At 72.3% G+C, this 21,405-nt stretch carries 21 protein-coding genes and 2 tRNA genes; 7 read left to right on the forward strand and 16 right to left on the reverse strand.

Annotated elements, in window-relative coordinates; all coding sequences use genetic code 11:
* Positions 1-54: 54 nt before the first annotated feature.
* Positions 55-1,692, reverse strand: a complete 1,638-nt coding sequence (locus tag FKN01_RS26790; RefSeq protein WP_143624980.1) for a DAK2 domain-containing protein — start codon at positions 1,690-1,692, stop codon at positions 55-57.
* Between the two features lie 280 nt (positions 1,693-1,972).
* On the opposite strand from FKN01_RS26790, the gene rpmB reads away from it, so the two are divergent.
* A complete protein-coding gene (gene rpmB / locus FKN01_RS26795; RefSeq protein ID WP_026171429.1) occupies positions 1,973-2,158 on the forward strand; it encodes a 50S ribosomal protein L28 in 186 nt (61 codons plus the stop codon).
* 82 nt (positions 2,159-2,240) lie between these two features.
* Here rpmB and thiD read toward each other — a convergent pair whose 3' ends face one another.
* Both thiD and FKN01_RS26805 read right to left on the reverse strand, forming a co-directional pair.
* Complete coding sequence (gene thiD, locus FKN01_RS26800) at positions 2,241-3,050, reverse strand: bifunctional hydroxymethylpyrimidine kinase/phosphomethylpyrimidine kinase (RefSeq protein ID WP_143624982.1); 810 nt, start codon at positions 3,048-3,050, stop codon at positions 2,241-2,243.
* A 10-nt stretch (positions 3,051-3,060) separates the two neighbouring features.
* The gene (locus FKN01_RS26805; RefSeq protein WP_143624984.1) at positions 3,061-4,032 is read right to left on the reverse strand and encodes a thiamine-phosphate kinase; all 972 of its coding nucleotides are present in this window, start codon (positions 4,030-4,032) and stop codon (positions 3,061-3,063) included.
* Positions 4,033-4,272: 240 nt separating this feature from the next.
* Between FKN01_RS26805 and FKN01_RS26810 the strand changes: the two genes are divergently transcribed.
* Together FKN01_RS26810 and FKN01_RS26815 are read left to right on the forward strand one after the other, a co-directional pair.
* Positions 4,273-4,506 (forward strand): Lrp/AsnC family transcriptional regulator, encoded by a 234-nt coding sequence (locus FKN01_RS26810; RefSeq protein ID WP_143624987.1) that lies wholly within the window; start codon positions 4,273-4,275, stop codon positions 4,504-4,506.
* Between the two features lie 20 nt (positions 4,507-4,526).
* Positions 4,527-5,012: a DUF3515 domain-containing protein gene (locus FKN01_RS26815; protein ID WP_185992998.1), complete on the forward strand. Its 486-nt coding sequence runs from the start codon at positions 4,527-4,529 to the stop codon at positions 5,010-5,012.
* Positions 5,013-5,059: 47 nt separating this feature from the next.
* On the opposite strand, the gene FKN01_RS26820 is transcribed toward FKN01_RS26815, so the two are convergent.
* The 3 genes from FKN01_RS26820 to FKN01_RS26830 form a co-directional block, all read right to left on the reverse strand.
* Positions 5,060-6,217 (reverse strand): D-alanine--D-alanine ligase family protein, encoded by a 1,158-nt coding sequence (locus FKN01_RS26820; protein WP_143624989.1) that lies wholly within the window; start codon positions 6,215-6,217, stop codon positions 5,060-5,062.
* Between the two features lie 79 nt (positions 6,218-6,296).
* Positions 6,297-7,307: an NAD(P)H-dependent glycerol-3-phosphate dehydrogenase gene (locus FKN01_RS26825; RefSeq protein WP_143624990.1), complete on the reverse strand. Its 1,011-nt coding sequence runs from the start codon at positions 7,305-7,307 to the stop codon at positions 6,297-6,299.
* Positions 7,304-8,056: a 1-acyl-sn-glycerol-3-phosphate acyltransferase gene (locus FKN01_RS26830; protein WP_143624992.1), complete on the reverse strand. Its 753-nt coding sequence runs from the start codon at positions 8,054-8,056 to the stop codon at positions 7,304-7,306. The genes FKN01_RS26825 and FKN01_RS26830 overlap by 4 nt, the downstream gene beginning before the upstream one ends.
* Positions 8,057-8,218: 162 nt before the next feature.
* On the opposite strand from FKN01_RS26830, the gene cofC reads away from it, so the two are divergent.
* Together cofC and FKN01_RS26840 are read left to right on the forward strand one after the other, a co-directional pair.
* Complete coding sequence (gene cofC, locus FKN01_RS26835) at positions 8,219-8,899, forward strand: 2-phospho-L-lactate guanylyltransferase (protein WP_143624994.1); 681 nt, start codon at positions 8,219-8,221, stop codon at positions 8,897-8,899.
* A 9-nt stretch (positions 8,900-8,908) separates the two neighbouring features.
* Entirely contained in the window at positions 8,909-9,112 is a 204-nt protein-coding gene (locus FKN01_RS26840) for a hypothetical protein (RefSeq protein WP_018102423.1), read from the forward strand.
* Positions 9,113-9,211: 99 nt separating this feature from the next.
* Here the strand turns inward: FKN01_RS26840 and FKN01_RS26845 are convergent, their stop codons facing one another.
* The 4 genes from FKN01_RS26845 to leuC all read right to left on the reverse strand — a co-directional run bounded on the left by FKN01_RS26845 (position 9,212) and on the right by leuC (position 12,366).
* Entirely contained in the window at positions 9,212-9,868 is a 657-nt protein-coding gene (locus FKN01_RS26845; RefSeq protein ID WP_143624996.1) for an HU family DNA-binding protein, read from the reverse strand.
* Positions 9,869-10,010: 142 nt separating this feature from the next.
* Positions 10,011-10,238 (reverse strand): hypothetical protein, encoded by a 228-nt coding sequence (locus FKN01_RS26850; protein WP_143624998.1) that lies wholly within the window; start codon positions 10,236-10,238, stop codon positions 10,011-10,013.
* A 104-nt stretch (positions 10,239-10,342) separates the two neighbouring features.
* Positions 10,343-10,936 (reverse strand): 3-isopropylmalate dehydratase small subunit, encoded by a 594-nt coding sequence (gene leuD / locus FKN01_RS26855; protein WP_143625000.1) that lies wholly within the window; start codon positions 10,934-10,936, stop codon positions 10,343-10,345.
* A 2-nt stretch (positions 10,937-10,938) separates the two neighbouring features.
* Positions 10,939-12,366, reverse strand: coding sequence for a 3-isopropylmalate dehydratase large subunit (leuC, locus tag FKN01_RS26860; protein ID WP_143625003.1), 1,428 nt, complete (start codon positions 12,364-12,366; stop codon positions 10,939-10,941).
* A 174-nt stretch (positions 12,367-12,540) separates the two neighbouring features.
* Between leuC and ndgR the strand changes: the two genes are divergently transcribed.
* Complete coding sequence (ndgR, locus tag FKN01_RS26865) at positions 12,541-13,257, forward strand: IclR family transcriptional regulator NdgR (protein ID WP_026237628.1); 717 nt, start codon at positions 12,541-12,543, stop codon at positions 13,255-13,257.
* Between the two features lie 175 nt (positions 13,258-13,432).
* Here ndgR and FKN01_RS26870 read toward each other — a convergent pair.
* The 6 genes from FKN01_RS26870 to FKN01_RS26895 all read right to left on the reverse strand — a co-directional run bounded on the left by FKN01_RS26870 (position 13,433) and on the right by FKN01_RS26895 (position 17,020).
* Positions 13,433-13,505, reverse strand: a tRNA-Glu gene (locus FKN01_RS26870).
* 27 nt (positions 13,506-13,532) lie between these two features.
* Positions 13,533-13,604: transfer RNA gene (locus FKN01_RS26875), tRNA-Gln, on the reverse strand.
* Between the two features lie 85 nt (positions 13,605-13,689).
* On the reverse strand, positions 13,690-14,409 hold the full coding sequence (locus FKN01_RS26880; protein WP_143625005.1) for an HAD family hydrolase: 720 nt from the start codon (positions 14,407-14,409) through the stop codon (positions 13,690-13,692).
* 91 nt (positions 14,410-14,500) lie between these two features.
* Positions 14,501-15,973: a glutamate--tRNA ligase gene (gene gltX / locus FKN01_RS26885; RefSeq protein ID WP_143625007.1), complete on the reverse strand. Its 1,473-nt coding sequence runs from the start codon at positions 15,971-15,973 to the stop codon at positions 14,501-14,503.
* Entirely contained in the window at positions 15,966-16,742 is a 777-nt protein-coding gene (locus FKN01_RS26890) for a fumarylacetoacetate hydrolase family protein (RefSeq protein WP_143625009.1), read from the reverse strand. Before FKN01_RS26890 ends, gltX begins: the two co-directional genes overlap by 8 nt.
* 89 nt (positions 16,743-16,831) lie before the next feature.
* Positions 16,832-17,020 carry a hypothetical protein gene (locus FKN01_RS26895; protein ID WP_143625011.1) on the reverse strand — a complete coding sequence of 63 codons (189 nt, stop codon included), beginning with the start codon at positions 17,018-17,020 and terminating at the stop codon, positions 16,832-16,834.
* A 583-nt stretch (positions 17,021-17,603) separates the two neighbouring features.
* Between FKN01_RS26895 and FKN01_RS26900 the strand changes: the two genes are divergently transcribed.
* Entirely contained in the window at positions 17,604-21,404 is a 3,801-nt protein-coding gene (locus tag FKN01_RS26900) for a nitrate- and nitrite sensing domain-containing protein (RefSeq protein WP_143625013.1), read from the forward strand.
* Position 21,405: the final 1 nt, after the last annotated feature.

The raw sequence follows: 21,405 nt of genomic DNA on the forward strand, positions 1-21,405 counted from the left end.
CGGCAGTGACAGTCGTCCGCCGGGCGCCGCCCGGGCCCGTCGCCGCGCCGGGTGCTATTCGACGCCGATCAGCAGCGGCGCGCCCTGGTGGCCGCCCCGGTAGGTGGTGGTGTCCACCGCCAGGTGGCCGTCGCGGACGTGCTGCTCCAGGGCTTCGGCCAGCGCGGGCGGGGTGTCCTCGGCCAGGACCAGGGTGACCAGCTCGCCGCCGGCCGCGAGCATCCGGTCCAGCACCTTGCGGGCCGTGCCGGGGACGTCCTGGCCGATGACCGCCACGTCGCCGTCGATGAGGCCCAGCACGTCCCCGGCCTGGCAGATGCCCGCCGTGGTCCAGGACTGCCGTTCGGCGACGGCCAGTTCGGCGTAGCGGGTGGCGCCGGCCGCCGAGGTCATCGCGACCACGTCCTCGTCGAAGCTGCGGTCCGGCTCGTGGACGGCGAGGGCCGCGATGCCCTGGACGGCGGCCCGGGTCGGGATGACGGCGACCCGGATGCCCTGGGCCCTGGCCTGTTCGGCGGCGGCGGCAGCGGTGTGGCGCAGGTCCGCGTCGTTTGGGAGGAGCACCACCTCGCGGGCGTGGGCGCGCCGGACGGCGTCGGCCAGTTCGCCGCTGGCGAGCGGTTCGCCGGGCCGCGCGAGCACGGTCGTCGCGCCGGCCTCCCGGCAGAGGGCGGCGAGACCGTCCCCCGGGACGACCACGACGACCGCGCGCCGGGCGGGCTCGGGGCGGGCGCGGGCGCGGTCGGCGGCGAAGTGGGTGATGCGGATGCGGTACGGGCGGCCGGCCTCGACGCCCGCCTCGACCGCGGCGCCGGCGTCGTCCACATGGACGTGGACGTTCCACAGGCCGTCGCCGCCGACCACCACCAGGGAGTCGCCGAGGGCGTCCAGCCGGGCGCGCAGCCGCTCGACGGCCTCGTCGCCCGCTTCGAGGAGGTAGATGACCTCGAAGGCGGGGCCGCCCCCGTCCCCCTCGTCGCCCGCCGGGCACTCCGTGTCCCCGCCGCCCACCGGGGCGGACGGGGCGGGGGCCCGGTACGGCCGCTCCGGAGCCCGTCCCGAGACGGCTTCGACCAGGGCGCCGAGGAGGGTGACCAGGCCGCGGCCCCCGGCGTCGACCACCCCGGCCCTGGCGAGGGCGGGGAGCTGTCCGGGCGTCGCGTCCAGCGCGGTGCGGGCGCCCTCGTAGGCGGCCCGGGCCACCTCGGCCGTGTCCGCGCCGGGCGCGGCCCGTCCGGCGGCGGCGGCGGCCCGGTCCGCGACGGTGAGGACGGTGCCCTCGACGGGGTGGGCGACCGCCTCGCGGGCCCAGGCGGCGGCCCGGCCGAGGGCGAGGCGCATCCGGTCGCCGCCGGTGCCCTCCGCGAGGACGCCGGCCATGCCGCGCAGGAGCTGGGCCAGGATCGTGCCGGAGTTGCCGCGGGCGCCGATGAGGGCTCCGTGGGCCATGGCCCGTACCGCGTCCGCCGCGGAGGGGGCCGAGGTGCCGGTCTCGTGGGCGGCGAAGACCGCTTCGACGGCGGCCGCCGCGGATTCCACGGTCAGGTAGAGGTTGGTGCCGGTGTCCCCGTCGGCGACGGGGTAGACGTTGATCGCGTCGATCGCCGCCCGCTCCCGGCCGAGCGCTTCGAGGGCCAGCGAGCACCAGTTCCGTACCGCGACGGCATCCGGTTCGTCGGCGGTCTGCGGCACCTCGGGTCCTCCTCGGACGGGGCTCGGAACGGGGACTCGTGACGGGGGCGGGGCGGCTGGCTGCACCGCAGGTTAGTCCCGGTCGGGGGGTGCGGGCGGTCCGGGGGCGGGGAGGGCGGGGGCGGAAGACATGGTAGTTTCGTATCTCCGGAGCAGGCGTTGTATGCTGCTTCGGTTGCCCGATGAAAGTCGGGCCATTCCCCCGGTACCGCCACTTCAGTCCTTGAATCCGGCGTACCGGAATTCACTGTAAGTGCATCTGAAGTCTTTGGAGTGACCCGTGGCTGCCAACTGCGACGTTTGCGGCAAGGGGCCGAGCTTCGGCAACAACATTTCGCACTCGCACCGCCGTACGTCCCGTCGCTGGAACCCCAACATCCAGCGCGTGCGTGCCGTGGTCGGTCGGACGCCGAAGCGGCTCAACGTCTGCACCTCGTGCATCAAGGCCGGCAAGGTCGCGCGCTGACGTTCCCGTCGTAGCGCAGCCCTACCGGTTGCCCGAAAAGCCGGTCCACCTCGGTGGACCGGCTTTTTGCTGTGCCCGTACGTCAGCCCGCGTCGCGCAACTGCCAGCCGTGGCGGACCGGGCCGATGCCCGCGCCCAGCGGGAAGCCCGCCTCGATCGCCCCGGTGACGTAGGCCTTCGCGGCCCGGACCGCCTCCGGCACCCCGGCGCCCCGCGCCAGATGGCTCGCGATGGCCGAGGCGAGGGTGCAGCCGGTGCCGTGGGTGTGCCGGTTGTCGTGGCGGGGGGCGCGCAGCCAGTGCTCCTCGCTGCCGTCGGTGAGCAGGTCGACGGGCTCACCGGGCAGGTGGCCGCCCTTGATCACGACCCAGCGGGGCCCGAAGGCGAGCAGCGCGCCGGCGGCCCGGCGCATCCCGGCCTCGTCGGTGACGGTGATGCCCGTGAGCTGCGCCACCTCGTCCAGGTTGGGCGTGGCCACGGTCGCGACGGGGAGCAGCTTGGTGACGACGGATGCGAGGGCGTCGGCGGCGAGGAGCGGGTCGCCGTGCTTGGAGACGCCGACCGGGTCCACGACGACGGGCGCCGAGGTGCCCGCGAGGAGTTCGGCGACGGTCTCCACGAGCGGGGCGGAGGCCAGCATCCCGGTCTTGACGGCGTCGACGCCGATGTCGTCGACGACGCCGCGGTACTGGGCGCGGACCGCCTCGGCGGGCAGTTCCCAGGCGCCCTGGACGCCGAGGGAGTTCTGCGCGGTGACGGCGGTGAGCACGCTCATCCCGTGGGTGCCCAGGGCGAGCATCGTCTTGAGGTCGGCCTGGATGCCCGCACCGCCGCCGGAGTCGGATCCGGCGACGGTGAGCACGCGGGGAGGTGCGGAGGGAGGTATCGGCATGGGCCGCAATCTACTGGGAGTCCTCGATGTCGCCGAAGTGGTCCCAGCCGTTCTTGCTGGTCCAGGGCGCGCCGTCGACCGTCACCTGGGGCAGCGCCGAGGGGTTGAGGACCTCGCCGATCACCTTCCAGCGGGCCGGGAGCTTCACGTCGGGCGGGAAGGTCGCGACGATCGCGTGGTCCTCGCCGCCGGTCAGCACCCACTGCATCGGGTCGACGCCGACCGCCTGGCCGATGTCCGACATCTGGGACGGCACGTCGATGAGCCCGGACCGCAGGTCGATGCGGACCTTGCTGGCCTCGGCGATGTGCCCGAGGTCGGCGACGAGCCCGTCGCTGACGTCGGTCATGGCGGTGGCTCCGAGCCCGGCGGCCGCGGGCCCCGCGTGGTAGGGGGGCTCGGGGCGGCGGTGGGCCTCGACGAAGGCGCGCGGTGAGCGGAAGCCCCGGGAGAGCACGGCGTATCCGGCGGCGGACCAGCCGAGCCAGCCGGTGACGGCGACGACGTCCCCGGGCTGGGCGCCGGCCCGGGTGACGGGTTCGTGGTTGCGCAGGTCGCCGAGCGCGGTGATGGAGACGGTGATCAGGTCGCCGCGCACGACGTCCCCGCCGACCACGGCCGCCCCCGCGACCTGGCACTCGTCGCGCAGTCCGTCCATCAGCTCGCCGGCCCAGGTGACCGGGAGTTCGGCGGGGACGACGAGGCCGAGAAGGATCGCGGTGGGCACGGCGCCCATGGCGGCGATGTCGGCGAGGTTCTGCGCGGCGGCCTTGCGGCCCACGTCGTACGCCGTCGACCAGTCGCGCCGGAAGTGCCGTCCCTCCAGCAGGATGTCCGTGCTGGCCACGACCCTGCGGTCGGGGGCTGTCACGACCGCCGCGTCGTCGCCCGGGCCGAGCCGGACCGCCGGAGTGGTGGTGAGCCGGGACGTGAGCTCCCTGATGAGCCCGAACTCGCCCAACTCGCCCACGGTTGCCTTCACCGAGTGTCACCTCTCATCTGTCGGGCCGGACCCTCCGGCCTGTCCCCCGTGCGCGCCGCCCCACTCGCGGTCGCGTGCCGTCTTGGCTGTCGGTACTGTCAAGAACTACGTCAACTTGCGCGTTCCGTACGCCACGCTGAGGACGTCATCCGGCCCGCGGGTCTCCCCGCTCCGCGCGGCGACGCGATAACGTGGCGTCCCTTTCCCCCACATGATCCTCGTGGCCGCCCTGGAGGTTCCGTGGTACAGGCGTACATCCTCATTCAGACCGAGGTGGGCAAGGCGTCGACCGTCGCCGAGACCGTCTCCGAGCTTCCGGGAGTCATCCAGGCAGAAGACGTCACCGGTCCCTACGACGTGATCGTGCGCGCCCGGGCCGACACGGTGGACGAGCTCGGGCGCATGGTGGTGGCCCGGGTCCAGCAAGTGGAGGGCATCACCCGAACCCTGACCTGCCCGGTCGTTCACCTGTAGCCCCCGTCTACGCTGGGCCGGTGACGTACTCCCGCCGCCGGCTCCTCCGTCCCGTGCTCCTCGCTCCGTCCGCCGTCCTGGTGCTGCTGACGGCGGGCTGTTCCGGGGGCGACGCGGCGGCGTCGGTCTCGGTGCCCTCCCCGTCCCCGGAAGCCGCAGCCTACTGCCGCGCGCTCGACGGGGAACTGCCGGACACCGTCGGCGGTCTGGAGCGGAGTGACCCCGAGCCGGCCTCGCCGCTGACCGCCGGGTGGGGGGACGGGGCGATCGTACTGCGCTGCGGTGTGGCGCGCCCCGCGAAGATGGACGACGACCAGTCGAAGGGCATCACCGCGAGCGGGGTCAACTGGATGCTGGAGCAGCGGGAGGGCGACGGCCCCCGGCTGACGACGACCCTCCGCGAGACCTACGTCGAGGTGTCGCTCTCGGAGGCGTACGCGCACGACACGACCCCGCTCGCGGCGTTCGCCCCGGCGGTGAAGAAGACGATCCCGAACCGGTTCTAGGGTGTGCGCTCCGAGCGAGCGCACACCCTTCGCCGTGTTCCGCCGGGTCAGCGCAGGCCGGTCGGCCGGGTCAGCGCGGCCTGGATGAGCCGGTCCACCAGCTGCGGGTAGCTGACGCCGCTCTCCTCCCACATGCGCGGGTACATGGAGATCGGGGTGAAGCCGGGCAGGGTGTTGATCTCGTTGATGACGAAGCCGCCGTCCTCGGTGAGGAAGAAGTCGGCGCGCACCAGGCCCTCGCAGGAGCACGCGTCGAAGGCTTCGACGGCGAGCCGCTGGACCTCGGCGGTCTGCTCCTCGGTGAGCGGCGCCGGCACGATCCCGGAGGCGGCGTCGATGTACTTGGCCTCGAAGTCGTAGAAGTCGTGCGCGGTGACCGGCGGGATCTCGGCCGGCACGCTGGCGCGCGGTCCGTCCTCGAACTCCAGGACGCCGCACTCGATCTCGCGGCCCCTCAGCAGCGACTCGACCAGGAACTTCGGGTCGTGGCGGCGGGCCTCCTCGATGGCCGCGTCGAGTCCGGAGGCGTCCTCGACCTTGGTGATGCCGATGGACGAGCCGGCCCGGGCGGGCTTGATGAAGAGCGGCCAGCCGTGCTCGGCGGCGAAGCCGGTGATGCGCTCGCGGGCGGCGGCCGGGTCGTTCTCCCACTCGCGGGGGCGGACCACCAGGTACGGGCCGACCGGGAGGCCGAAGGAGGTGAAGACCCGCTTCATGTACTCCTTGTCCTGGCCGACGGCCGAGGCGAGGACCCCGGCACCCACGTACGGCACACCGGACAGCTCCAGGAGCCCCTGGAGGGTGCCGTCCTCGCCGTACGGGCCGTGCAGGACGGGGAAGACGACGTCGACCTCGCCGAGTGCCTTGGGCACCGCGCCGGGCTCGGTGTAGACCACTTCACGGCTGCCGGGGTCGACGGAGAGCACGACCCCGCCCTCCTCGGACTCGGCCAGCTGCGCCACGTCCGGCATGGTCCGGTTCGCGATGGCCATGCGTTCGGGTTCGTCGGCGGTGAGCGCCCAGCGGCCGTCCGTCGTGATGCCGATCGGCAGGACGTCGTACTTGGTCCGGTCGATGGCGTTCAGGACGGCACCGGCCGTGACCACCGAAATGCCGTGTTCGGAGCTGCGGCCGCCGAACACGACGGCCACGCGCGGCTTGCGGAGCTGCTGCTCCGGGCTCTGGGGGAGGTTCTCGCTGCTCATATCGCGATGAGCGTACCTGCTGGTACCGGTCGCGTCAGCGCGGCACGGGCCGCCCGGGGCGGGTGGGACCCGGGTGGCCTCAGTGCCGTTCGGCCTTGGCGCTGCGCGACATGAGCTCCTTGACCGCGACCTTCGGCGGCTTGCCCTCGTGGACGATGCCGACGATGGTCTCGGTCAGCGGCATCTCGACGCCGTGCCTGCGGGCCAGGTCGAGCACCGATTCGCAGGACTTGACGCCCTCGGCGGTCTGCTTGGTGGCGGCGATGGTCTCCTGGAGCGTCATGCCGCGGCCGAGGTTGGTGCCGAAGGTGTGGTTGCGCGAGAGCGGCGAGGAGCAGGTCGCCACCAGGTCGCCGAGCCCGGCGAGTCCGGAGAACGTCAGCGGGTCGGCTCCCATGGCCGCGCCCAGCCGGATCGTCTCGGCGAGGCCCCGGGTGATGAGCGAGCCCTTGGCGTTGTCGCCGAGCCCCATGCCGTCCGCGATGCCGACGGCGAGGCCGATGACGTTCTTGACCGCGCCGCCGAGTTCGCAGCCGACCACGTCGGTGCTGGTGTACGGGCGGAAGTACGGGGTGTGGCAGGCAGCCTGGAGGCGCTGGGCGACGGACTCGTCCCGGCAGGCGACGACGGCCGCGGCGGGGCGGCGTTCGGCGATCTCCTTGGCGAGGTTGGGCCCGGTGATGACGGCGACGCGGTCGTCGGAAACGCCGGTGACGTCCTCGATGACCTCGCTCATCCGCTTGGCGGTGCCGAGTTCGACGCCCTTCATCAGGGAGACGAGCACCGTCTGCGGCTCCAGGTGCGGGGCCCAGTCGGCGAGGTTGGCACGCAGCGTCTGGGAGGGCACGACGAGCACCGCGTAGTCGGCGCCGCGCAGCGCCTCGGCCGCGTCCGTGGTGGCCCGGACCGAGGCGGGCAGCTCGATGCCCGGCAGGTACTCGGGGTTGGTACGGGTGGTGTTGACGGCCTCCGCGACCTCGGCCCGGCGGCCCCAGAGGGTCACTTCGCAGCCCGCGTCCGCGAGGACGACGGCGAAGGCGGTACCCCAGGAGCCGGTTCCGAAGACGGCGGCCTTCGCGGGGTGCGTCACGTGAGTCCCTCTCCTTCGGCCCTGCGCCGCTGTTCGGCCCGGGCCTTGCGGTGATCGTAGGGCTCGGCGGGTGCCTGCTGCCCGCGGATCTCCTCCAGCTGCGCGGTGACCGCGCGCATGATCACCTCGGTGGCCTCGCGCAGCACCTCGGGCGTCGGCTCCTGGCCGTAGAAGCGGGTCAGGTCGACGGGCGGCCCGGCCTTGACCCGGAGGGTCTTGCGGGGCAGCAGGCGCACCTTCTTCTCCTTGGCGTAGGGCGGCATGACCTCGTTGGCGCCCCACTGCGCGACCGGGATGACGGGGGCCCGGGTCATCAACGCGACGCGTGCGGCGCCCGTCTTGCCGGCCATCGGCCACATGTCGGGGTCACGGGTGAGGGTGCCCTCGGGGTAGAAGCAGACGCACTCGCCGCGCTCGATGGCGCCGACGGCGGCCCGGAAGGCGTCCATCGCGTTGGTGGTCTCGCGGTAGACGGGGATCTGGCCGGTGCCGCGCAGCATCGCGCCGACGAAGGCGCCCTTGAAGAGCCCCGCCTTGGCCAGAAAGCGCGGCACACGGCCGGTGTTGTACTGGAAGTGCCCGTAGGAGAGCGGGTCCAGATACGAGTTGTGGTTGACCGCGGTGATGAATCCGCCGTCGGCCGGAATGTGTTCCGTTCCCTGCCAGTCGCGCTTGAACAGAACCACCAGCGGCGGTTTGGCGATGACCGCCGCCAGGCGGTACCAGAAGCCGATTCTGCGGCGGGACACTCGGACACCTTTCCTCTGTGAACAAGACCGTGGAGCTGTCTGCTGCCTGACTACCGAGGGTCAAGTCTCGCCCCAGGCCCCTGCTCTGTCGAGAACACCGTACGCCTCGGCCCGGGGAGCGACCCTCCGGGTCGGCGCACCGGCAGGCGAGAATAGGCGGCGATGCGTATCGAGGGAGGGACCGCCACGAACACCGACCCGGCCGGCCGCTGGTCCCTGGTCGTCCCGTTGAAGCCGTTGGCGCGGGCCAAGAGCAGGCTGGCGCCCGCCTTCGGCGCGCTGCTGCGCCCCCGGCTCGCGCTCGCCTTCGCCCGCGACACGGTGGCCGCCGCGCTGTCCTGCCCGGACGTGGCGGATGTGGTGGTCGTCACGGACGACGCGGTGGCGGGGGCGGCGCTGGGCGCGCTCGGCGCCCTGGTCGTGCCCGATGCCCCGGGGTCGGGGCTCAACGCGGCCCTCGCGCACGGTGAGCGGGCGGTCAGGGCGGGCAGGCCGGGGGCGCCGCTGGCCGCGCTCAACGCGGATCTGCCCGCACTGCGCCCGGCGGAATTGTCCCGGGTCCTCGAATTCTCCGCCGCTTTTCCCCGCGCATTTGTTCCCGATGCGGCGGGAATCGGGACGACATTTCTGTCGGCTGCTCCGGGGGTGGAATTGCGGCCCGCTTTCGGCGGTGCGTCGCGGATGCGCCATCTGGCGTCGGGCGCGGTGGAAATCACGCTGCCGGGGATCGATTCGGTGCGCCGGGACGTGGACACCGGCGAGGACCTGCGGGTGGCGCTGGATCTGGGTGTCGGCCCTTTCACGGCGGTCCGCTGGGCGGCGGGGGCGGCCGGCAGGGCCTAGTCTGCTGGCATGCAGGCGACCTCCTACACGTACGACCCCGAGACGCGGAGCGGCAGTGTGCTGCTCGACGACGGGACCCCGGTGGACTTCGACGCGGCGGCCTTCGACGCGGGCGGCCTGCGGCTGCTGCGGCCGGGGCAGCGGGTGCGGATCGAGGGCGAGGGCGAGGGGGCCGGGCTGCGGATCAGCCTGGTGACGCTGCAGACGTTCTGAGCCTTCCGGGCCTCGCGGGGGCCGTCCCGGACAGCCCGCGGGCCGGGCTCCCCCAGGGGAGCCCGGCCCGGCGCGTGTGGGGGCCCGTGCGGCCCGGTCTCACTTCTTGCGCGCGGCGGCCTTCTTGGCCGTGGTCTTGCGCGCGGTGGTCTTCTTCGCGGGCGCCTTCTTCGCCGTGGTCTTCTTGGCGGGCGCGGTCTTGGCGGCGGTGGTCTTCTTGGCCGCCGTGGACTTCGCCGCCGCCGGGGTGGCCTTCTTCGCCGCCGCCGTCGTCGTGGTCTTCTTCGCCGGCGACGTCTTCGTCGCGGTGGTCTTCTTGGCCGCGGCGGTGGTCTTCTTCGCCGGGGTGGCCTTCTTGGCGGTGGCCTTCTTCGCGGTGGCCTTCTTGGCGGCGGCCTTGGCCGTCGTACGGGCGGAAGAGCCGCCGGAGAGGCTGCCCTTGGGGGCCTTCTTCACGGCCACGTCGTTCTTGGGGAGCTTCTTGGAGCCGCTGACCAGGTCCTTGAAGCCCTGGCCCGCGCGGAAGCGGGGCACCGAGGTCTTCTTGACCCGCACGCGCTCACCCGTCTGCGGGTTGCGGGCGTAGCGGGCGGGGCGGTCGACCTTCTCGAACGAGCCGAAGCCGGTGACCGAGACCCGGTCCCCCGCGACAACCGCACGGACGATCGCGTCGAGCACCACGTCGACTGCGTCCGCGGCCTGCTGCCGGCCGCCGACCTTGTCGGCAATCGCTTCTACGAGCTGCGCCTTGTTCACGTCTTCCCCTTCGGAGACATCGCCGGAACGAATCTGTCCGGCTTTTTCGCACGTTAGGCAGATATATACCGCAAATCAAACACGAAACGGGCTAATCACCCTAGTGCCGCAACGAAGTCGACCGCTGCGCAGTTCTGCGGAGTCAGTCACCTTCGGGGAATCGGCCCTCGTCGAGGTCCTTCATCAACCGGTCCAGGCGCCTTGCCGCGCCCGGGAGATCGTGCTTCGCCGCGGCCGTGACGACCAACAGCTTCCGGTTCAACGCCATCCTCACGCCGTCCGGGACTTGCAGTGCGCGCACCCGGGAGTGCGCTTCCTTCAATCGGTCGGCGACTTGGCCGTAAATCTTGAGTTGGCTGTCGCGTTCCATGCACCGATTGTGCCATCTGGGGCGAGTTGTCGCCCGACGGGGTCCCAACAAACGACTGCGCCCCCTACCAGAAGGCAGGGGGCGCAGTCCTGAAAACGCGCTGATCAGGCCGGAATTGTGCGGGGCTTGTAGGCCGGCCGGGCCGCCTCGTACGCCGCGATGTCGGCTTCGTTCTGGAGGGTGAGGCTGATGTCGTCCAGGCCGTTCAGCAGCCGCCAGCGGGCGTTCTCGTCCAGCTCGAAGTCGGCGGTGACGCCCTCGGCGCGGACCTGCCGGGCCTCCAGGTCGACCGTCACCTCGGCCGTCGGGTCGGCCTCCGTCAGCTCCCAGAGGGCGTCGACGGTCTTCTGGTCCAGGACCACGGTCAGCAGACCGTTCTTCAGCGAGTTGCCGCGGAAGATGTCGGCGAACCGGGAGGAGATGACGGCCTTGAAGCCGTAGTTCTGGAGCGCCCAGACGGCGTGCTCGCGGGAGGAGCCGGTGCCGAAGTCGGGGCCGGCCACCAGGACCGACGCGCCCTGGCGCTCGGGGCGGTTGAGGACGAAGTTCCCGTCCTTGCGCCACGCCTCGAAGAGGCCGTCCTCGAAGCCGTCCCGGGTGACCTTCTTGAGCCAGTGGGCGGGGATGATCTGGTCGGTGTCGACGTTGCTGCGGCGCAGCGGAACGGCCCGGCCGGTGTGCGTGGTGAAGGCTTCCATGGTTATCGGACTCCGGCGGGCGTACGGGTGTCGGACAGGTCGGCGGGCGAGGCCAGGTGGCCCAGCACCGCGGTGGCGGCGGCCACCTGCGGGGAGACCAGGTGCGTACGGCCGCCCTTGCCCTGCCGCCCCTCGAAGTTGCGGTTCGAGGTGGAGGCGGAGCGCTCGCCGGGGGCCAGCTGGTCGGGGTTCATGCCGAGGCACATCGAGCAGCCCGCGTGCCGCCATTCGGCTCCGGCGGCGGTGAAGACCTTGTCCAGGCCCTCGTCGACCGCCTGGAGGGCGACCCGGACGGAGCCCGGGACGACCAGCATCCGTACGCCGTCGGCGACTTTGCGGCCGTCCAGGACCGCGGCGGCGTTGCGCAGGTCCTCGATGCGGCCGTTGGTGCAGGAGCCTACGAAGACGGTGTCCACGCTGATCTCGCGCAGCGGCTGGCCCGCGGTCAACCCCATGTATTCCAGGGCCTTTTCGGCGGCGTTGCGCTCCGAGGCGTCCTCGTACGAAGCCGGGTCGGGGACGTTGGCCGACAGCGGCGCGCCCTGGCCGGGGTTGGTGCCCCAGGTGACGAACGGCGCCAGTTCGGCGGCCTCGATGACCACCTCGGCGTCGAAGACCGCGTCGTCGTCGGTGCGCAGCGTCTTCCAGTACGCGACGGCGGCGTCCCAGTCCTCGCCCTGCGGGGCGTGGTCGCGGCCCTTCAGGTAGTCGAAGGTGGTCTGGTCGGGGGCGATCATGCCCGCCCGCGCACCGGCCTCGATCGACATGTTGCAGATGGTCATCCGGGCCTCCATCGAGAGCTTCTCGATGGCGGAGCCGCGGTATTCGAGGATGTAGCCCTGGCCGCCGCCGGTGCCGATCCGGGCGATGATCGCGAGGATCAGGTCCTTGGCGGTGACGCCCTCGGGCAGCTCGCCGTCGACGGTGATCGCCATCGTCTTCGGGCGGGCCATCGGCAGCGTCTGGGTGGCCAGCACGTGCTCGACCTGGCTGGTGCCGATGCCGAACGCGAGGGCGCCGAACGCGCCGTGCGTGGAGGTGTGGGAGTCGCCGCAGACCACGGTGGTGCCGGGCTGGGTCAGGCCCAGCTGCGGGCCGACCACGTGCACGACGCCCTGCTCGACGTCGCCCAGCGGGTGCAGCCGGACGCCGAACTCCGCGCAGTTCTTCCGCAGGGTCTCCAGCTGGGCGCGGGAGACCGGGTCGGCGATCGGCTTGTCGATGTCGAGGGTCGGGGTGTTGTGATCCTCGGTGGCGATGGTGAGGTCGAGCCGCCGCACCCGGCGCCCGGCCTGCCGAAGGCCGTCGAACGCCTGCGGACTGGTCACCTCGTGCAGCAGGTGCAGATCGATGAAGAGGAGGTCGGGCTCGCCCTCGGCGCGCCGGACGACGTGGTCGTCCCAGACCTTCTCCGCGAGTGTCCTACCCATCGCTTTCCCTCCGGCCGGCGTCATCGCCGGCCCAACTAGAGATTCGGTGCGCCCCCGTCCGGACCCCCGTGCGGGGCGGTGGCTACGGGCCGTTGTGGGGCCGCCGGTACAGGTTCGCAACTTCCCGGGAAAATTGAACTTGCGTTTCACAGAGTGAGACGCAAGTATCGTCGTATGGACAACTCTAGCGGCGTCGGCGTTCTCGACAAGGCGGCTCTGGTATTGAGCGCCCTGGAGTCCGGGCCGGCCACTCTCGCCGGGCTGGTCGCGGCGACCGGGCTCGCACGACCCACGGCCCACCGGCTGGCCGTGGCACTGGAACACCACCGGATGGTGGCGAGGGACATGCAGGGCCGGTTCATTCTCGGCCCCCGGCTCTCCGAGCTGGCGGCGGCGGCCGGTGAGGACCGCCTGCTGGCCACGGCCGGGCCGGTGCTCACGCATCTGCGCGACATCACCGGCGAGAGCGCCCAGCTCTACCGGCGCCAGGGCGACATGCGCATCTGCGTGGCGGCGGCGGAACGGCTGTCCGGACTGCGGGACACCGTGCCGGTCGGCTCCACGCTGACCATGAAGGCCGGTTCGTCCGCGCAGATCCTGATGGCCTGGGAGGAGCCGGAGCGACTGCACCGCGGCCTCCAGGGCGCCCGCTTCACGGCGACGGCGCTCTCCGGCGTACGGCGGCGCGGCTGGGCCCAGTCGATCGGTGAGCGCGAGCCGGGCGTGGCCTCGGTCTCCGCCCCGGTGCGCGGCCCGTCGAACCGCGTGGTCGCCGCGGTCTCGGTCTCCGGACCGATCGAGCGGCTGACCCGCCACCCGGGCCGGATGCACGCCCAGGCGGTCATCGACTCGGCCGCCCGGCTGAGCGAGGCGCTGCGCCGCAGCGGCTGAGCCCCCCGCACCCCTATCCCCCGAGGCCGCCCCAGCGTCGTGGCGGCCCTTCTCAACGCTCCCGTACGAAGAGGGAGTCGGCCCGGCGGTACGGGTATGGAGCGGGGCGGCCCGGTGTCGCGTACAAGCGGAAGGCCCCTCACCGGAGTGAAGGGCCTTCGCCTTTTGCCTGTTGTACCCCCGACCGGATTCGAACCGGCGCTACTGCCGTGAGAGGGCAGCGTGCTAGGCCGCTACACAACGGGGGCTTGTCTTGCGATGTGCTCTGTACTGCGCTGGGCTACCAGGACTCGAACCTAGAATGACGGTACCAGAAACCGTAGTGTTGCCAATTACACCATAGCCCACTGAAACGCAACCCCTGGGGGTCTTGTTTCTGTCTGCGCTTCCCGGCCGGATCTTTCGGCCCGCTCGGGCGGCGCAGAAAGAACATTACCCGAAGGTGTCCGACGCTCCAAAACGGGTATCGCCCGCGAGCAGCGCCGGCAGCTGGCCGAGCCCCGTGATCCGGACCAGCTCGGGCCGCCCGCCCCTGCCGCGCCGGTCCAGCCAGACGCCCGCGAGGCCGGCGGCGGTGGCCCCGGCGGCGTCGATGTCGGGCTCGTCCCCGACGTACAGCACCTCGTGCGGATCGAGCCCCAGCGCCTCGCAGGAGGCCAGGAACGCCCCCGGGTCCGGCTTGGAGACGCCGAGCTCCGCCGCGCACAGCAGGGACTCGAACCGGTCGCGCACCCCGAGCACCGTCAGCTTCTGGTGCTGCGGCCCCTGGGCCGAGTTGGACAGCACGGCGTGCCGGTACGTCCCCGCCAGGGCGTCGAGCGCCGGGACGGCGTCCGGGAAGAGCGCCCAGGCGGACTCGTAGTGGGAGACATGGCGGGCGAACCAGGCATCGGCCTCGTCGTCGTCCAGCGCCCGCCCCAGGAACTCCCTGGCCCGGTCCCGCCGCTGCCCGGGCCAGTCGGTCTCCCCGGCGGAGAAGCGCGCCCAGTGGCGCCGCGTGAGCCGCTGCCACGCCTCGACGGCCTCCTCGGCCGAGGCGTACCCCGGAGGCAGCCCCTCCGCCGCGATGTGCCGGGCCATCCCGGTGGCGGCGGCCGCCGTGTGATCGAACAGCGTGTCGTCGATGTCCCAGAGGACGGCTCTGATGGGCATGGCCCGACTCTACGCGCGAGCGCGCACAGCGGGACGGGCCCGGCGACCGCGCTGCGCGGCTGCCGGGCCCGTCCCGTACGTGGATGAGGCGTTACGCGGCCAGCCTGGCCAGGGCCGCGTCGATGCGGGCGATCGTCCTCTCGCGGCCCAGGATCTCCAGGGACTCGAAGAGGGGGAGGCCGATCGTGCGGCCGGTGACGGCCACCCGGACCGGGGCCTGGGCCTTGCCGAGCTTCAGGCCGTGCTGCTCGCCGGCGGCCAGGACGGCGGCCTTCAGGGCGTCCGCGTTCCAGTCGGCGGCGATGAGCGCGGCGCGGGCGGTGACGAGGAGGGCGTCGGAGCCCTCCTTCATCGCCTTGGCCCAGGACGCCTCGTCGCGCACCGGCTCGTCGAGGAACAGGAAGTCCACGTTGGCGGTGATCTCGGAGAGCACCGTGACCCGGGTCTGTGCGTGCGGGGCGATCTCGGCGAAGACCGCCGCGTCGAAGGACTCCGGGGCCCAGGGGGCGAACGGCGCCCGGAGCCACGGGCCGCACGCCTCGGTGAAGGTCTTCACATCGAGGCGGCGGATGTGCTCCGCGTTGATGTGCTCGCACTTCTTGAGGTCGAAGCGGGCCGGGTTGGCGTTGACGTCCTTGATGTCGAAGGCGGCGACCATCTCGTCGATGTCGAAGATGTCGCGGTCCTCGGCGATCGACCAGCCCAGCAGCGAGAGGTAGTTGAGCAGCCCCTCGCGGACGAAGCCGCGCTCGCGGTAGAGGTTGAGCGAAGCCTGCGGGTCGCGCTTGGACAGCTTCTTGTTGCCCTCGCCCATGACGTACGGCAGGTGCCCGAAGGCGGGGGTGTCCTTGGCGATGCCGAGCTCGATGAGCGCCCGGTAGAGGGCGATCTGGCGCGGGGTGGAGGAGAGCAGGTCCTCGCCGCGCAGCACGTGGGTGATCTCCATCAGCGCGTCGTCCACCGGGTTGACCAGCGTGTAGAGCGGGGCGCCGTTGGCGCGGACGATGCCGTAGTCCGGGACGTTCTCCGGCTGGACGGTGATGTCGCCGCGGACCAGGTCCGTGAAGGTGATCGCCTCGTCGGGCATCCGGAAGCGGACGATCGACGTACGGCCCTCCGCCTCGTACGCGGCCTTCCGCTCCTCGCTCAGCTCGCGGCAGTGGCCGTCGTAGCCGGAGGGGCGGCCGGCGGCGCGGGCGGCGTCGCGGCGGGTGTCCAGCTCCTCCGTGGTGCAGTAGCAGTGGTACGCGTAACCGCCGTCGAGCAGCTTCTGAGCGACGTCCTGGTAGATGTCCATCCGCTGCGACTGGCGGTACGGGGCGTGCGGGCCGCCCACCTCGGGGCCCTCGTCCCAGTCGAGGCCGAGCCAGCGCATCGCGTCGAGGAGCTGCTCGTAGGACTCCTCGGAGTCGCGCGCCGCGTCGGTGTCCTCGATGCGGAAGACCAGGGTGCCCTGGTGGTGCCGGGCGAAGGCCCAGTTGAAGAGGGCTGTCCGGACCAGGCCGACGTGCGGGTTGCCGGTCGGGGAGGGACAGAAACGTACGCGTACGGGTGCGTTAGCCACGCTTGATCACCTTGTTGGTGAGAGTGCCGATGCCTTCGATGGTGACGGCGACCTCGTCGCCGACATGGAGGGGTCCGACCCCCGCGGGAGTGCCGGTGAGGATCACATCGCCCGGAAGCAGCGTCATGGCCTCCGTGATGTGGACGACCAGGTCCTCGATGGACCGGATCATGTCGCTCGTCCGGCCGAGCTGGCGCTGTTCGCCGTTGACCGTGGCCTGGATGGCGAGGTCGGCGGGGTCGAGGTCGGTCTCCACCCAGGGGCCGAGGGGGCAGGAGGTGTCGAAGCCCTTGGCCCGGGCCCACTGCTTCTCCCGCTTCTGGGCGTCGCGGGCGGTGACGTCGTTGGCGCAGGTGTAGCCGAAGATGACGTCCTTGACCCGCTCGCGCGGCACTTCGCGGCACATCCGGCCGATGACCACGGCCAGCTCGGCCTCGTGGTGGACCTCGTCGGAGAAGGAGGGGTACTCGATGGCGTCGCCGGAGCCGATCACCGAGGTGGTGGGCTTGAAGAAGGCGACGGGGACGTCGGGGACCTCGTTGCCGAGTTCGGCGGCGTGCTCGGCGTAGTTGCGGCCGATGGCCACGACCTTGTTGGGGAGCACGGGCGGCAGCAGCCGCACCTTGTTCAGCGGGACCTTGGTCCCGGAGAGCTCGAACTCGGAGTACGGAATGCCCTTGATGATGTCGAGGACGAGACCGTCGGGCCCGTCGCCCTCGACCGCGCCGAAGGCGACATTGCCGTCGATGGAGAACCTGGCGATGCGCACGGGTTGCTGTCGCCCCTCACTGCTTGCTGGGTGCCTGGAAAAGACTGACGCTCCAGGCTAGCGCGGGTGAGGGGCGCTTCCGTGCGGGATCACTCCGCGGCGGCGGGGGCGGCGGCGGGGGCCGTCATGAGGATCGTGCGGCGCGGGTTGGCGGTCTGCGCCGGCAGCTTGACCGCGTGCTCCGGGAGTACCGCCGTCTTCAGCGCCTCGGCGTCCTCGAGGTGCGCCAGCGTGGTGCGGCGGGGGTTGGCGAGGTTGCGGAGCGTCGTCGTGTTCATCTGCCGTACGGCCCTGTCGTCGGGGCACCGCCCGTCCGAGAGGGGGCGCCGGTTGTCGGTTCTGCCATCCCAGTAAAGCGTCAGGCTAAACATGCAATTCCCTCCGCCGACCCGGAAAAGTCGACGATCTTCATGTGAGTTTGCTCACCAACACCCCGACAATCGCCTCAATACGGACACGGGGTCTGGACCTTCGAAACGGACATGTCACCCCCGAACCGTCTATTCCGCTCCTGATCATGGCGACTGGGACACCCTGCGCCCCGATCGGACTCGCCCCCAATGGTCCGGATTGTCCGCGAACTGCCTCCACCGCTTGTTACACCTTCATCACACGGTGTCACGCAGGTCACAGCCCGGTACCTGGCCCTTGTTGGAGATCCAGCACTGTGCTGAAATTCCACGCACCGCCGCGGGTTTCAAACCGGCGCGCAGGGGCGCAACGCAGCGCCGAGTGGCGGCGGGAAGGGGAAGAGCGCCGGTCACTCACGACCACCATGGGGGCGGGACAACGCCCCACCACGCCGACACCGTTTTCTCCGTTCACGACGGAGGAACGCCTGGTCCAGAGGTTGCGACGCTAGTGCAGGGACGTTTCAAGAGGGATGGCAGCGCTGCGGCGGAACAGGAGCCGCGCGGCGGGACCGACCGCGGCTCCTCACCCCAGCACGCCCAGAACCCCGGATCGGCCGCGGCCGGTGACCAAGGTGACCGCGACCGGCGCCCCGGCGCCGCTCCGGCCGGCGGCGAACCCGAGCAGGCCGCCGCTCCGCAGCCCCGGGGCCCCGTCGGCACGGGCTCGCGCGTGGCTCTGCGCAACTGGCGCATCAGCACCCGCCTGGTCTCCCTGCTCGCCCTCCCCGTGGTCGCCGCGACCACGCTGGGTGGTCTGCGCATCAACGACTCCCTGAACGACATCCAGCAGCTGGAACACATGCAGCTGCTGACCGAGATGACGAAGCAGGCGACCTCGCTGGCGCAGGCGCTCCAGGAGGAGCGCGACCAGACGGCCGGTCCGCTGTCGAACAACGTGCCCGCCACCGACTTCAAGATCACCACGCCCCGGCAGAAGACCGACCGCGCGCAGCTGGCGTTCCTCAACAGCACGAACGAGATCGGCGACACCACCGGTGACGACACGCTGGAGAGCATCCACACCAGCATCCAGCAGATCGCCACGCGGCTCAGCTCCATCCGCGACACCCGCAAGCACGCGTACGAGAAGGGCAGTCCGGCCCTCCAGACGGTCGACGCCTACAGCCAGCTGATCACCTCGCTGCTGAGCCTGTCCCAGGACATGGCGCAGGCGACCAGCAGCCCCGAGATGATCAAGCGGACCCGTGCGCTGGCGGCCTTCTCCTCCGCCAAGGAGTACGCCTCGATCCAGCGCGCGATCATCGCCGCCTCGCTGCCCACCAGCGACGACAAGAAGCCCGACCTCGACCGCAACGACCAGCAGTTCGGCCTGGCCGCCAAGAGCAAGGAGCAGGCGGCCCGCACCTCGTTCGAGGCGATCTACACCTCCACCGGCAACGACGCCGCCGAGCTGACCTCGACGCTGGACGAGGGCAATCCGGACATCAAGGCCGCGGACACGTACGCGCAGAAGATGCTGGAGAACCCGCTCTCCATGGGCGGTTCCAAGGCCCGCCGGTCGTACATGAACTGGTACGACCAGGACACCATCAAGATCACCGCCATGAAGCGGATCGAGGAGACCCTCCTCAGCGACATGGAGGGCAAGGCGCGCGAGCTGCGCGAGGAGTCCCAGCGCGAGGCGATCATCTCCGGTGCGCTGATCCTGCTCGTGCTCGGTGTCTCGCTGGTCGGCGCCTTCGTCGTCGCCCGGTCCATGATCCGCTCGCTGCGCCGGCTCCAGGACACCGCGACCCGCGTCGCCCAGGACCGGCTGCCCGAACTCGTCAAGCAGCTCTCCGAGTCCGACCCGCAGGACGTCGACACCTCGGTCGAGTCCGTCGGTGTGCACTCCCGCGACGAGATCGGCAAGGTGGCCGCGGCCTTCGACGACGTGCACCGCGAGGCGGTCCGTCTCGCCGCCGAGCAGGCCCTGCTGCGGGGCAACGTCAACGCGATGTTCACCAACCTCTCGCGCCGCTCGCAGGGCCTCATCCAGCGCCAGCTCTCGCTCATCTCCGAGCTGGAGTCGCGCGAGGCCGACCCGGACCAGCTCTCCTCGCTCTTCAAGCTCGACCACCTCGCGACCCGTATGCGCCGGAACGGCGAGAACCTCCTCGTCCTCGCCGGTGAGGAGCCGGGCCGCCGGTGGACCCGCCCCGTCCCGCTGGTCGACGTGCTCCGCGCCGCCGCGTCCGAGGTGGAGCAGTACGAGCGCATCGAGCTGGCCGCGGTGCCCGCCACCGAGGTCGCGGGCCGGGTCGTCAACGACCTCGTGCACCTGCTCGCCGAGCTGCTGGAGAACGCCACGTCGTTCTCCTCGCCGCAGACGAAGGTCCGGGTCACCGGTCACGCCCTGCCCGACGGCCGGGTGCTGGTCGAGATCCACGACACCGGCATCGGGCTCTCCCCGGAGGACCTGGCCGCGATCAACGAGCGGCTGGCCTCGCCGCCCACCGTGGACGTCTCGGTCTCCCGCCGCATGGGCCTGTTCGTGGTCGGCCGGCTCTCCCTGCGCCACGGCATCCGCATCCAGCTGCGCCCCTCGGACTCCGGGGGCACCACCGCGCTGGTCATGCTCCCGGTGGACATCGCCCACGGCGGCCGGCAGCCGGCCCCGAAGCAGACGCCCGGTCAGCAGTCCCCCGGTGGCCTGCTCGCCGGCGGCAACGACGCCCAGGCCCAGGGCGGGCGCCCCGCCGCGGGCCCCGGTCCGCAGCGCGACCAGGTCGGCGCCGGCTCCGGCCCCCGTGCCGCGCTGCCCGCCCGGGACGGCAACCGGCCGCAGAACCCGCAGGGCGGACCCGGCGGCGCGCCGGACTCGGCGTTCCAGAAGCCGCAGGGCCGCCCGGCCGCCCAGGAAGGCCCCCGGCAGGGCGGCCCCCGGCAGGGCGGCGGCCTGGCCGGCGCGTTCGGCGGTGCCCGGCTCGGCGCCCGCGGCCAGGGCGACGGCGGAGCGGACGCGAACCGCCCCAGCCTCTTCGACCAGCGGCGCCCCGAGCAGAACGGCCCCGCCGCCCCGCAGGCCCCGCAGCCCCAGCAGGCCCGGTTCGACCAGGCGGGCCGGAGCGGTCAGGACGGGCGCGACGCCTTCGAGCCGCCGCGCGGTCCGGGGCTCGGCGAGCGCCGGCTGCCCCCGGCCGACGGTCCGCGCGCCGAGCTCCCCGGTGGCTCGCCGGCCCCGAACGCCGGCCAGAACCCGGCCCAGCTCGCTCCGGGTGGCGGCTTCCCCGCCCCGCAGCGCCCGCAGACGACGAGCTGGGGCGCCGACGCGCCGTCCGCGCCCCGGCGCGACCCGCTCGACGCGCCGCGCGGTCACGAGGAGTCGGAGACCACGGGCCGCTTCCCGCAGCCGCGGGCGCCGCGCCTTCCGGCCGACGACCACCAGGGGCCCGGCTCCACGGCGGAGTTCGCCCGGCCCGACTTCTCGGCGCCCGCCCCCGGCGCGCCGAACGCCCCGCAGCAGAGCCTGCCGCAGGGCAGCGGACCGCAGCACGACGGACCGCAGGCCGGTCTCCCGCAGCACGGCGTACCGCAGCCGAACGCCCCCCAGTACAACGGCGGGTACGGCGACGGACCGCAGGACCCGGACGCGGCGAGCACCTCGCAGTTCGCCCGCCCGGACTTCGGTGCCCCGCGGCAGCCCGCGCCCCGGCAGCGCGACGACCAGGACTTCGGCGCGCCGCGTCCGCCGATGGCGGGTCAGGCCCCCGAGGCCCCGTACCGCCCGGTCCTGCCGCAGCAGCCGCAGCAGCCCGAGGCGCTGCCGCCGGCCGGCCCCGGCGACGGCCGCACCCCGCTGTACGACACGCTGGAGACCAACTGGTTCCGCGGTGCGCAGCCGGGTGCGCAGCAGCCTCCCGCCGCCCCGGCGCCGGACTTCGCGCAGCAGCCGGCCCAGGAGCCCGCGGCTCCCGCGCCGCAGCGGACCCTCGGCGACAGCGGCGCGGCGAGCGCCTGGCGGGCGTCGCCGAACGATGAGATCGTCCGGCAGGCGGAGCGGGTGAAGAAGCCCGCGGCGGGCGGTATCACCACCTCCGGTCTGCCGCGCCGGGTCCCGCGCGCCAACCTGGTGCCGGGCGCCGCCCAGCAGCAGAACAACCAGTCCGGTCCGCAGGTCTCGCGCGCGCCCGATGACGTGCGCGGCCGTCTGACCAATCTCCGCCGGGGCATCCAGCAGGGGCGTCAGGCGGGCAGCGGTCAGACCGGTAGCTTCCCCCTCGGCCCCACTCACCAGCAGGAGCGTTAGT

Source organism: Streptomyces sp. 130, from assembly GCF_007096885.1.
In the GTDB taxonomy this organism is placed as follows: Bacteria; Actinomycetota; Actinomycetes; order Streptomycetales; family Streptomycetaceae; genus Streptomyces.